At 61.5% G+C, this 12299-nt stretch carries 7 protein-coding genes; 1 reads left to right on the forward strand and 6 read right to left on the reverse strand.

Annotation, left to right across the window (positions count from 1 at the left end; genetic code table 11):
• Positions 1–107 precede the first annotated feature (107 nt).
• Positions 108–5057 (reverse strand): alpha-2-macroglobulin family protein, encoded by a 4950-nt coding sequence (locus tag QRN38_RS20005; protein WP_057417861.1) that lies wholly within the window; start codon positions 5055–5057, stop codon positions 108–110.
• A gap of 243 nt (positions 5058–5300) precedes the next feature.
• On the opposite strand from QRN38_RS20005, the gene QRN38_RS20010 reads away from it, so the two are divergent.
• Positions 5301–6641 carry an MATE family efflux transporter gene (locus QRN38_RS20010; RefSeq protein ID WP_024667077.1) on the forward strand — a complete coding sequence of 447 codons (1341 nt, stop codon included), beginning with the start codon at positions 5301–5303 and terminating at the stop codon, positions 6639–6641.
• On the opposite strand, the gene QRN38_RS20015 is transcribed toward QRN38_RS20010, so the two are convergent.
• The 5 genes from QRN38_RS20015 to QRN38_RS20035 form a co-directional block, all read right to left on the reverse strand.
• Positions 6635–7537 carry an alpha/beta hydrolase gene (locus QRN38_RS20015; RefSeq protein ID WP_024667078.1) on the reverse strand — a complete coding sequence of 301 codons (903 nt, stop codon included), beginning with the start codon at positions 7535–7537 and terminating at the stop codon, positions 6635–6637. The two genes, QRN38_RS20010 and QRN38_RS20015, sit on opposite strands and share 7 nt — an antisense overlap.
• Positions 7538–7942: 405 nt before the next feature.
• Positions 7943–9856: an arginine decarboxylase gene (speA, locus tag QRN38_RS20020; RefSeq protein ID WP_057417860.1), complete on the reverse strand. Its 1914-nt coding sequence runs from the start codon at positions 9854–9856 to the stop codon at positions 7943–7945.
• A gap of 88 nt (positions 9857–9944) precedes the next feature.
• Positions 9945–10316 (reverse strand): translation initiation factor Sui1, encoded by a 372-nt coding sequence (locus tag QRN38_RS20025; RefSeq protein WP_005763204.1) that lies wholly within the window; start codon positions 10314–10316, stop codon positions 9945–9947.
• Positions 10317–10525: 209 nt separating this feature from the next.
• Positions 10526–11068, reverse strand: a complete 543-nt coding sequence (locus tag QRN38_RS20030; protein WP_005763206.1) for an NUDIX hydrolase — start codon at positions 11066–11068, stop codon at positions 10526–10528.
• Entirely contained in the window at positions 11068–12147 is a 1080-nt protein-coding gene (locus QRN38_RS20035; protein WP_057416773.1) for a DUF2333 family protein, read from the reverse strand. Before QRN38_RS20035 ends, QRN38_RS20030 begins: the two co-directional genes overlap by 1 nt.
• Between the last annotated feature and the right edge of the window lie 152 nt (positions 12148–12299).

A 12299-nucleotide genomic window follows, 5' to 3' on the forward strand; every position in this document is an offset into this window, starting at 1 on the left:
AGCGGATGTACCGGCCCCTTCGCGAACAATGCGGATCGCCGCCCCGGTCGCTCCCACAGGTACGCATTTCAGCCAGCCAGCCAACCAACCAGGCAGTCAGTCAGCGATCATTTGCCCTTTACCACCATCTGTGCGGGTGCATCACCCAGAGCCTGCCAGTTCGGGCGGTACATGGATTCCACCTGTGGCGGCGGCACGCGGTATGTACCCGGTGTGACTGCACGCGCCAGATAGAGCAGGTGCACGCTGCGGTTGCCGTCGATATCCAGCGCCGCCACGTAACGATCACCGCGATATTCCTGATGCTTGATCCCGGCGTTTTCCATCGACTCACGGATGGTTTTCACCTCTTCGCTGGCGTCTTCAAGGCTGGCCGAGCTTTGCGCCAGGTTCTGGTTTTCAAGTTCCAGGCCTGCCGGCAGCAAGTCCACCACCAAGGCATCGGGCACACGCTGCTTGGCACCGATCTCCAGGTGCACCAGTACCAGTTGCCCGGTTTTCAGCGCGCCGACGTTCAGCGGCGCGCCGCTCAGGCTCAGGTATTCGCGACGAATGCTCAGGTTCTCACCGCCCGCCGCAGGTGCCTGGGTCGGGTAACCCGAAACCGTCAGCTGTTGGTAGAGCGGCTCGCTGCCCTGATTGTGAACCGTAAGCGGTGAACCCAGCAGTGCACCGTCCAGCTTGAGGCCTGGCTGTTTGTTGCTCAGCTCGCGGGTTTCGGTGCCGCTGGCAATGCTGGCGGTCCAGTCCTTCTCCGGTTTGCCCAGCAGGTTGCGACCGGCGAGGAACAGCGAATTGCTTTCCTGAGTGGACAGGTAACGGCTGGCCGCGACTTCATCGGCCAAGGCAAACAGCCGCTCGTCGCGCTTGTCCTTGGCGATGTCGTTCTCTTCCAGCAATGCCAGAATCAGCGCCTGATCACGCAGCGAACTGCCGTAGTCGGCCAGCCATTCGTTCTTGCGCCCGACGGCCAGGCCTGCGGTAAGGGCCAGATCAGCGCGCGGTTTGTCGCCCATCTTCTCCAGCGCCACGGCCAGTTGCACCAGCGGCAGGCCCGAGCGCGCATCGCTGCGGCGGTCGAACAGGCTGCGCAATGCCGCAAGCGGTGCCTGTTGACTGCGTGACAGCACCAGCCCGGCGTAAGCCTGCACGGCAAAGCGGGTGTGCTCGGCGTTCTGGCTGTAATTGACCTGAATCTGCCCCGCGTCCTGCAAGTAGCGCAGCAGACGTTCATTAGCCTTCTTCAGCGAGTCCGCAGGTACGGCAAAGCCCTGATCGCGGGCGCGCAGCAGGAAGTCGGTGACGTAGGCGGTCAGCCAGTACTCTTCGTCGCTGTCCGAGCCCCACAGGCCAAAGCTGCCGTTGTAACGCTGCATGCCCAGCAGGCGCTCGATGCCGATCTCGACCTTGCGCTTGCGTTCGGCATCCGGCTCGCCGGTCAGGCCAAGACGCTTGAGGGTTGCGGCATCGGCATACAGCGATGGATACAGGCCGCTGGCGGTCTGTTCCAGACAACCGTATGGATAGGCTTTCAGTGCCCGAATCTGTTCGCCGAGGTTCAGCGGCGGACGGCTCGACAGCGACAGTAGCGCTTGGCGACCGGCAGGCTCGAAGGCCTCAAGTGCGCCGTCCGGCAGGCTCCAGGTCTGGTCGTTGAGGGTGGCACGGTAATGCTTGAGCATCGCCGGGTAGGCGGGGCGCACGCCAACGGTCCATTCGCGGGTGAAGGCGGGCAGGTTTTCACCTGGCAGCTCCAGGCCTTCCACCAGCACCTTGATCTTGCCTTGGCCCAGGCCACCTTGCGCCAACACCGGCACTTTCAGGGTGACGCGCTGGCCTTGCTTGAGTTGCAAGGGCTTGCTCTGATCGCCGCCGGGAATGCTCAACTGGCCTTCGGCGCTGATTTTCACGTCCAGCTTCTGTGCTGTGCCCGACAGGTTGGAGACGTCCAGCGCGATACTGGTCTGGTCGCCACCGGCCAGGAAGCGCGGCGTCGACAGCTCGGCGATGATCGGCGCAGCCACCACGGTTTTCGCCTCGGCCATGCCATAGCGGTCGTCGGTCCAGGCCTGAGCCATGACGCGCAGTTCGCCGTTGAAGTCAGGAATATCGACGCTGACCTCACCTTCACCGGCTTCATTGAGCGTTACCGGAGCGCTTTGCAGCGCAACGATGGTGACGCTGGTGTCCGGGCGTTTGCCGCCCTTGGCCAGCGCATCACCACCGAACGCCATGCTCGCCAGGCGACCCTGGCCGGCTTCGATCAACTGGCCATAGATATCCAGTTGGTCAGCGCCGTATTGCTTGCGCCCGAACAGACTGGCAAACGGGTCGGGCGTGGCGTAGCGGGTGATGTTGAGAATGCCTACGTCCACCGCCGACACCAGCACTTGCACTTGTTCGGGCACGCTGCCATCGGCGTTTTTGGCGACAACCTTGAGAGTAAGCGGCTGTTTGGGGCGCATTTTTTCCGGCGCGGTGACGGTCAGCGCCAGCTTGCGTTGTGCACGGTCCAGCGGCAGGTGCAGCACACCCACGGCGCGCTTGGGCGTGACATTGGCCTTGCGTTCGCCGGGGCGTATCACCAGCGCGGTAACGTACAGGTCGTGACGCGCCCATTGCTTGTCGAGCGGGATTTCGTACGACTTGCCTTCGGCAGGCACGTCGATTTCCTTCCACCACAGCGGACCTTCGCTGGACTCGATCAGCAGGTAGCCTTTGCCAGCGGCCGGAGGGGTCACTGTGACTTTGGCGGTGTCGCCATCGTTGTAGGCCGGTTTGTCCAGCGCCAGCTTGACCTGATCCGGCCTGACCGCGCCGCCGTCGGTGTTGTCCTGCCAGCGATAACCGGCCCAGAAACGCAGGCTGCTGATCATGCCGGTGGAAGGATCTTCCACCTCGACACGGTATGGGCCCCATTCGACCGGGAAACTGATTTTGGCCGTGGAGTCCTTGGTGATGCTGAGGGTTTCCTCGTTCAGGTTGAGGAATTTCTCGTTGAAGTGGTAGCTCCAGCCGTCATCGGCCGAGTAGTTCCAGTAGTAGTCGCGACGCTCACGGATCAGCCTGACCTTGACGTTATCCGCGGCCAGCTTGTTGCCAGCGGCATCGGCCATCACGATTTCAAACTCGGCCGGGCCGTCACCGTTGGTCTGGGCTTCGCCCTTGCTGGCTTCCTCGTCGTAGTCTTCGCCACCGGAGCTGCTGCCAAACAGTGCGCGTACGCCGGGCAGGTGCTCGGCGGGCCAGATCGGTTGCACCAGACGGCGGGTAATCGGCCGCCCGCCAGACTCTTGCAGGCTGGCTTGCAGAATCAGTTGCAGCGGGGATTTGGCCTCTGCCCACCGGGTTTGCACGGAGAGCGTCGAGTGGCCTTCGGCATCGAGGGTGACGGGTTCAACCTCCAGGTCATGCTTGAGGTCTTCTTCGGTGATCGAGCCGAACTGATAGCCCGGCAGTTTGGCCACCGCTTCGCGCAATGGACGCACATACACCTGACCGGTCAGGGTGTTGCCCGACGCAGGCGCGCCATACAGGTAGCGGCCGGTGATGTCGAACTCGGGGTTGTCAGCAGGCGCGACAGGCGCGTCGCTGCCTTTGAGTTCCAGAGCCAGACGCTCAGGCAGGAAGTCTTCAACCTTGAACTCGTAAAGCTGAGGCTTGCCGTCGCCCAGGTCGAACACCAGTTGCCAGCGCCCGGTCGGGGCTTCTTCGGCAAGTTGCAATTGATACTGGTAGAAGCCACTGCTATCGGCTTCCCAGACAAACTTGCGGCTGACCTGATCGTCGGGGCGGCGCACTTCGACGGTGATCGGTTGTGGTTTGACGTTTTTGCCGTCGCTGTCACGCAGCAGACCGTTGAGCAGCACGGTTTCGCCGGGACGGTACAGGTCGCGCGGGCCGAAAATGAAGAATTGCAGCGGGTGCGCCTGCGGGCCGGAAATGTCGAACTCGGCCAGATCCAGCGCCGAGCTATTCAGGCGCAGCATGCTGGTCTGTTCGTCTTTGTGCGCCAGCACCACTGCAGCCTTGGCGGGCAACGGCAGTTGGGCGTGGCCGTCGCTGTCGGTTTTGCCTTGCGCGACGACCTTGCCGTTGTCGTCGTACACATCCACGCTTACGTCGCCCAGAGCCTTGCCGCCCTCGAGTGCCTGGGTGAAGACATCCAGACGATTGCTGTAACGGTGCACCGACAGGCCGATGTCGCTGAGGGTGAGCAGGGTGGCCGGTTGCGAGTAGCTGTAAGTGCCGGATGCGCGCATGACCGCGAGGTAAACGCCCGGTTGTTGCAGCGCCTTGATGCCGGCAATCGGCAGCAGCACGGTTTCGCGGGTGTTGCGCGCAGGCTTGAGGTCGAAGCGGCCGCCGTAGACCAGATCGGCCATAGGCAGCAGTTCTTCGGAGCTGTAGCTGGACAGGCTGGATGCGCCGTCCCACTGGGCGAGGAAGTTCGGCATCGCGTCGGGTTTGACCCGGAAGAATTCGACATCGACCTTGTCGACGTTCAAGGCGATGACCGGCAAGCCCTCGGCCAGACGCGTCGGCAGCAGGCTGCCACGACTGGCGAAGCCGACAGTGGGTTGCAGGTCGCGGGTTTCCAGGCGGCTGATGTATTCGGCCGCGAGCTTGGCCTTGTTGACCGCCAGCAGCCCGGCATCGACCGTCAGCACCAGTTTGCGCTGCGGCTCCAGATGGCGCAGGCGCAACTCCATGAGGTTGTCCGACAGCTCCCAGGCGCCATCGACCTTGCCGTTCTTGCTGTCCACCAGATGCAGTTTTTCAGCAAACTTCTGCTCCGGGTCCAGCGGCACAGAAAAACTCACCGACAGCGTGCTTGCGCCGTCTACCTGAATTTCCGACACATCGATGACCGTCAGTTCACGGCCTACATAACGCTTGCTCAGCGCGGCGAGGTCGACTGCGGGCCTGGGCTTGGTATCGGCAACCGTTGCCTGGGTGGTGGGTGCCGTGGCGGGCGCTGGTTTATCCGGGGTAGACGAATCACAGGCGCTCAGCAGCGCGAGCGCGCAAGCCAGAAACAATCCTTTGTTTAACATAGGTGCACTCATCGGCAACGGTTGAGAGAGCGCGACTATATAACACTCGTGATGACAAGTATTACTGTCAGATTGACAAGTGTGTGCCTGGGCACATTCGGGGTGAGGAGCGTCGCACGATAGTTGAGGTTATCGTTCCTTACGCTCCAGCGTGCAAGTTAGGTGTTCTCAGGATCCGGCGACCATCATTCACGCAACATAGCCCTCGCTATGGCTACAATGCCCGCCTTCCCGGGAGTTCTCATGTCCACGTTGCTCAACGACTGGCGTCATCGCTCAACCCATCGTCGTGTCTGGGCGCTGGCGGCGCCGATGATTCTGTCGAATATATCCGTGCCCTTGGTGGCGTTGGTCGACAGTGCGGTGATAGGCCACTTGCCGCATGCCCATCAGTTGGGTGCCGTCGCCGTAGGCTCGACGCTGTACACCTTTCTTGCCTGGGCAATGGGCTTTTTGCGCATGGGCACCACCGGCTTTGCTGCGCAGGCAGCCGGACGCAATGACAGCGCGGCGTTGCGCCGGATACTGCTGCAAGGTTTGCTGCTGGCCGCCGGGCTGGCGTTGTTGCTGGGCGTGATCGCTTTACCGTTCAGTCACCTGGCGCTGGCGATGATGCAGCCGTCCGCCGATCTGCAACAGATGACGCTGGATTTCTTCCACACCCGACTGTTCGGTCTGCCCGCAGCCTTGGCCAGCTATGCGCTGGTCGGCTGGTTTCTCGGCACGCAGAACGCCAGAGCGCCGCTGGCCATTCTACTCGTCACCAATCTGGTCAATATCGCGCTCAACCTATGGTTCGTGATGGGCCTGGACTGGGGCGTGGTGGGGGCGGCGCGTGCGTCGGTGCTGGCGGAGTGGGCCGGTGTGGTGCTCGGTCTGCTGCTGGCCCGCAAGACCCTGCGCGCCTGGCCCGGCCAGATTGTCTGGTCGGCGCTGAAACTGTGGAACAACTGGCGGCCGTTGCTGGCGGTCAATCGCGACATCTTTCTGCGCACGCTTGCGCTGCAATCGGTGATGTTTCTGATCACCGTGCAAGGCGCTCGTCTGGGTGACGCAACGGTTGCCGCCAACGCGCTGCTGCTCAACGGCCTGCTGCTGACGGCTCACGCGCTCGACGGCCTGGCGCATGCGGTTGAAGCGCTGTGCGGCCACGCCATTGGCGCGCGTGACCGGGACACCTTGCGGCGTTCGCTGGTGGTGGCGGGGGGCTGGTCACTGATCGCAAGCGTGGGGTTTGCGTTATTGTTTCTGGTCGGCGGGCACGCCTTTGTCAGCTTCCAGACGGACATCCCCGAAGTGCGCGCCACCGCCATGACTTACCTGCCGTATCTGGCGCTGATGCCCTTGCTGGCCGTCTGGAGTTATCTGCTGGACGGGCTGTTTATCGGTGCCACGCGGGCCCGGGAGATGCGCAACGCGATGCTGGTCAGCGCGGCGGGCATCGCGCCGGTCGCCTGGCTGGCGTCCAGCCACGGCAACCACGCGCTATGGCTGACGTTTCTGGCGTTCACCTTGCTGCGCGGCTTGAGTCTGGGGGCCATCGCCTGGCGTCTGGCGCGCAGGGACGGCTGGTTCGTTCACTGAGGCGTTGAGCCCAAACCCTTTGTTTTACGCTGCGCACCTGGGGTGTGTTTGACGAACATGTCCACCTCGTCAACCACCGGAGCCAGACTGCTGAGCAACTTGGCAAACGCGCCGACCAGAGTGCCGTGGTTGGTGCGTGAGAAGTACAGGTCACGCGCCGGCACATTCGCCGCGCGCAGCTTCTGCGCCAGCCCGCCGGTATTGCGCCTGGGATTGACCAGCGTATCGGTATTAGACGCCATCAGCAGCGCAGGCGGGGCGCCGGCACTGACGTAGTTGATGGGTTGCGACTCGGGTGGCGAGTTCGGGAAGAAGAACACCGGCTTCACTTCTTCTTCCTCAATGGGCAGGAAGTCGTAAGGCCCGGCCAGACCGATCCAGCCGCTGAGGATGGAAGGTGCAAGTCCCTCACGAGCCAGCCAGCGTGGGTCAAGCGCCAGCATTGCAGCGTTGTAGGCGCCCGCACTGTGCCCCATCACGTACAGTCGATCGGGATCGCCACCGTAGGTTTTTGCGTTTTTGTAGGCCCAGGCCAGCGCTTTGGCCGAGTCATCCAGAAAGTCCGGGTAGCGCACCTGTGGATAGAGTCTGTAGTCGGCGATGACCACCACCATGCCGCGCGCGGCCAAGGCTTCCCCTACGAAGGCGTAATCAGTTTTAGAGCCCCTTCTCCAACTGCCTCCATAGAAAAACACCACAACCGGTGAGTTGGCGGTTTTCGACCGTGGCATGTAAATGTCCAGTTTGTTGCGTGGATAAGGCCCATAGGCCAGCCCGTTGACATGCTCGACAGGACCGCTCGGATTCAGCGAGTTCAGCACTTTCAGCGGCGAGCAGCCGGACAACACTGCCAGCACAGCACCGGTGATCAGCGTCAGGAAAATCGCTCGAATCATATACAAGCCTCAGGCAGTGGATTGGGACATGCATGAGACCATCGCTTTGCGCCCCAGTGCCGCACAGGTACCGCTACGTTGTTTGCGGGCAGGTGGATCACCTGAGGCATCGGCTGCGTTGTTGAGGTGCTGCTGAAGCGCTCATCGTTATACATAAGTCCTGACGAGCCAGGAAAACGTGGCTCTCAGCTTCTACTTACAGGGCGTTGGAGCGATCGCGACGGCGATCCGCATCGTTCGCGAAGACTGTATTTCAAACGATGTATTTTCGGCGATTATGCCTGCCCTTTCGCGAACAATGCGGATCGCCGCCCCGGTCGCTCCCACGGCCTTCGGCCAGAATCAAAAGCGGACTTGTGTATAACGACGAGGGTAAATGTGGTTTCACCCCCGTCTTTCGTGCCCTCAGGACGACAAGTACGACGAGCGGGTCAGGCCCAGGCGCAGGGCGTCGAGGAAGTAGGTGCGTTCGCGTGGGGTGATCTTGGCGCTGGCGACCTTGTCCCGATAATGGGTCATCAGTTCTTCCGGCGACAAATGCACGTAGCGCAGCATGTCTTCGATGGTGTCGTGGGTCTCGATACCGGCGTGGTACACGCTGCCGTCCGGGTTCTGGTAGATGTTCACCGAGTCGGTGTCACCGAACAGATTGTGCATGTCGCCCAGAATTTCCTGATAAGCGCCCACCAGAAAGATGCCCAGCAGATAGTCTTCGCCTTCGTTCAGCGAATGCACCGGCATGCTGGTCTCGATGCTCTGCTCGTCGACGTATTGCTTGATCTTGCCGTCGGAATCGCAGGTCAGGTCTTGCAGCACGGCGCGGCGTACCGGCTCTTCGTCGAGGCGGTGGAGCGGCAGGATCGGCAACACCTGGCCGATTGCCCAGGTGTCCGGCAGGCTCTGGAACACCGAGAAGTTGCAGATGTACTTGTCGGCCAGCTTGTCATTGAGCTCGTCCAGCACCTGACGATGCGAGCGTTGACGGGCTTTCAGCGAATTGTACAAACGGCGGCAGACAGCGAAGTAGCATTGTTCGCCCAGCGCCTTCTCGGCCAGGCTGATCTTGCCATCGGCGTACTGAGTGGCGATGTCGCTCATGTAGTGCGTGGCGCGCCAGTAGGTTTCGGTGACCATCTCGATGTCGGTCGGCCCCAGCAGGTCAACCAGCCACTGCACGGTCTCCGGCAGGCTTTCCTTGTCGGCAATCTTCGGCACTTCGTCGTTATGCTTCTCGACGTCGGTCACCTGCACCACCAGCATGGCGTGGTGGGCGGTCAGCGAGCGGCCGCTTTCCGAGAAAATGTGCGGATGCGGCAGGCTCTGCGCGTCGCAGAACTCCTTGAGCATGCCGACCACGACACCGGCGTAATCGTCCATGTCGTAGTTGATCGAGCTGGCATTGCGCGAGTGAGTGCCGTCGTAATCGACGCCCAGACCGCCACCGACGTCGATGTAGTCCACCGGCAAGCCGAGTTTGCGCAGTTCGCCGTAGTAGCGGATCGCTTCCTTGAAGCCGTGCTGGTAGTCCGCCAGGTTGGCGATCTGCGAGCCCATGTGAAAGTGCAGCAGGCGGATGCCCTGATCGAGGCCTGCCTTGCGGAAGCGCTCGACCACCGAGAGCAATTGCGCGGCAGACAGACCGAACTTGGATTTCTCGCCGCCCGTGTCTGCCCACTTGCTCGAGGCAAGGGACGACAGGCGCACGCGCAGGCCAACCTGAGGGGCGACTTTAAGCTCGGCGGCTTCTTCGATGACCAGTTCGACTTCGGATTCTTTCTCGATGACGATGAACACGTTGTGGCCCAGCTTCTGGCCCATCAGAGCGAGCCGGATGAACTCGCGGTCCTTGTAACCGTTGCAGACGATGGTGCCGCCTTTGGGCGCCAGGGCCAGCACGGCCATCAGCTCAGGCTTGGAGCCGGCTTCCAGACCAATCGAGACGTTTTGCGTGGCGATGATGTTTTCCACCACCGCTTCCTGCTGGTTGACCTTGATCGGGTACAGCGCGGTGTATTGGCTCTGGTATTCCAGGCGCGCGATGTTGCTGTCGAATGCGCCGGTCAGTTGACGCACGCGGTCCTGCAGAATATCGGGGAAGCGCACCAGCAACGGCAGCGACAGGCCGCTTTTGCGCAGGTTGTCGACTTGCTCATAGAGATCGATGGGCGAGCTGTCCGGCCCGTTGGGGCGAACTTCAACGCAGCCCGCCTCGTTGATTGCAAAATAACCCGCGCCCCAATGGCGAATGCCATAAACGCTGCGGCTGTCCGCAACTGTCCATTGGCTGCCATCGTCTTTGCGTGTGCGTCGTACGGACATCGAGGTCCCCTATAAAGAAGTCATAGCGCCAGCCAGTAGCCGGCTGGGCGCAGTGTAATGAGTTGAAATGACGATTTGAGTCGCGGGTTCAGCCGCCGGACTTTTTGGCCTTGAAGCCTTTCTTGACGAGTTCTGCGATCAGCAGTTCGACATGATCGCCCTGGATCTCGATCACACCGTCCTTGAGCGATCCGCCGGTGCCACAGCGTTGCTTGAGGGCCTTGGCCAGCTCTTTGAGCGGCTCTTCGGCCAGCGGCACGCCGCTGATGGTGGTGACTGTCTTGCCGCCACGGCCTTTGCTTTCGCGACGTACCCGAGCAACGCCGTCGCCTTCAGGGATGGCAGTCTGTTTGCAGGTGCATTCGGCAACAGGCTGACGACAATCGGGGCAGTGGCGCCCTGCGTCGGTTGAAAACACCAGGCCACCCAGGGCGGCGAGGGAAGCGGCTTTTTTAGCCACGGAACATCCTCTTGTTGAGGACTGAAGATGGGTCGGGCTCACACGAGCCATCGACCGCGAAGCCCCACTCTGGCAGGGGCAGCGCTACTGGAAGGGCAGGGCCGGTCCAGTTTGAAAAAGGTCGCGCAGTGTAACGGCAAACAGCCCGAATGCTAAGAGGCTCGATGCGCCAATTTACTGAACAGTCGCTTTACCGAACACTTTCATCGCTAAACAGAAACAGACTGATTCAGGTAGCGTTTCAGCGCAGCCAGCGAGTCCGGGCAGTAGGGCGTGTGTTCTGCCTGATGCAGCACTTCGTCGATGGGCATGAAGCGCGCTTCCAGTACCTCCTCAGGTTGCAGTTTCAGCGGCCCGTCCCACACAGCCGAAAACACTGCACACCACAGGCGGTTGCCGGGCTGATCGAAGAAAAACTGTTCGTGCGCCTGCAACGGCACGCCACTGACGCCCAGCTCTTCTTCAAGCTCACGGGCCGCAGACTCGGCGTAGCTTTCCTCCGCCTGAACCATCCCGCCAGCCGCCACATCCCAGTAACCTGGGTAGATCGCCTTGCTCAGCGTGCGCCGATGCACACAGAGGTCCCCGGCACTGTTGAACAGCAGAATATAGGTGCCGCGGCCGATCAGCCCGCGTTCACGCAAATCGGCGCGTACCCGTGAACCGAGCAGACAATCCTGCTCGTCGACCCAGGCAATGTGCTCGGCGTCGGAGGCGGCGCGGTGCGCGGCCTCGTTCGGGGAGATAGCCATCAGCCCTGATTCAGCAACTGGCGAAGGTCGATCACCGCAGCATTGGCGCGTGAGATGTAGTTGGCCATGACCAGCGAGTGGTTGGCGAACACACCGAACGGGCTGCCGTTGAGAATCATCGGGCTCCACAGCGGCTCCTGAGAGGCCTCCAGTTCACGAATGATCTGACGCACACTCACTGTCGCGTTCTTTTTGGCCAGCACATCGGCAAAATCCACTTCGATGGCGCGCAGCAAGTGCGACAGCGCCCAGGCCTGACCGCGCGCTTCATAGAAGACGTTGTCCACTTCCAGCCACGGGGTTTCAACGATTTCCTCGTCAACCTGCGGTACTTCGCCAGGCTTGACCGAAACAGCGGCTTCGGTTTTCAGCGTGCTGTTGAGCTTGACCCTGCCGACACTGGCCGAGAGGCGCTGCGACAGTGAACCCAGGCGCGTTCCGACATCACCCAGCCAGTTGTTGAGGTTGTCGGCGCGGGCGTAAAACAGTGCGCCTTTCTGGTTCGGATCGGACAGTCGTGTCTGGTAGCGGCTCAGAGATTTAATGCCCTCGGCATACTGCGATTCACTGGAGGGCAGGATCCAGCTGCGATTGTTGAAGTTGAACAGCGGCTCGGCGCGCGCCAGATCGCCATCTTCGGCAGATTGCGACTGCGAGCGGGCGAAGTCCTTGCGCAGCGCACGGCTCAGGTCACGCACCTGAACCAGCACGCCGTATTCCCAGCTCGGAATGTTGTCCAGCCACAGGCCAGGCGGCATGCGGTCGTTGGAGAGGTAGCCGCCACGCTTGTCGAGCAAAGTGCCGGCCACGGTTTTCAGGGTTTCGACCGTGGTGTAGCCGATCACCATCTGCTTGCCTTCGCGTTCTGCGGCGGCTTGAGCGTTTTGTTGTACCGGGAACAGTGCGGGTTCTTTGCTCCAGTACCAGCCGACAACGAGCGCCACCAGCAGGTAAATCAAGATCAAGGCGCCCAGAGCGCGGCTATAGAACAGGTTACCCAGGTAACCCCGGCGCTTGACCGATGCGGTGTCAGCGGTGCGCTCACCCGCGCTGCCTGCGCGGTTTTTCCAATCCAGCATGGTAGGGTCCTTTCGATCTTGAGTTGAATGCTACACGGCGTTCGACCGCAACCTTCCTGGGCAGTTTCAAGCGATAAGCTGGAAGCTGCAAGCGGTTAGCTTCAAGCTTCAAGCTTCAAGCTTCAAGCCTCAAGCCGACCGCTTCTAGCTTG

It is taken from the genome of Pseudomonas sp. CFBP2511 (genome assembly GCF_030209255.1).
GTDB classification, from domain to species: Bacteria; Pseudomonadota; Gammaproteobacteria; order Pseudomonadales; family Pseudomonadaceae; genus Aquipseudomonas; species Aquipseudomonas avellanae.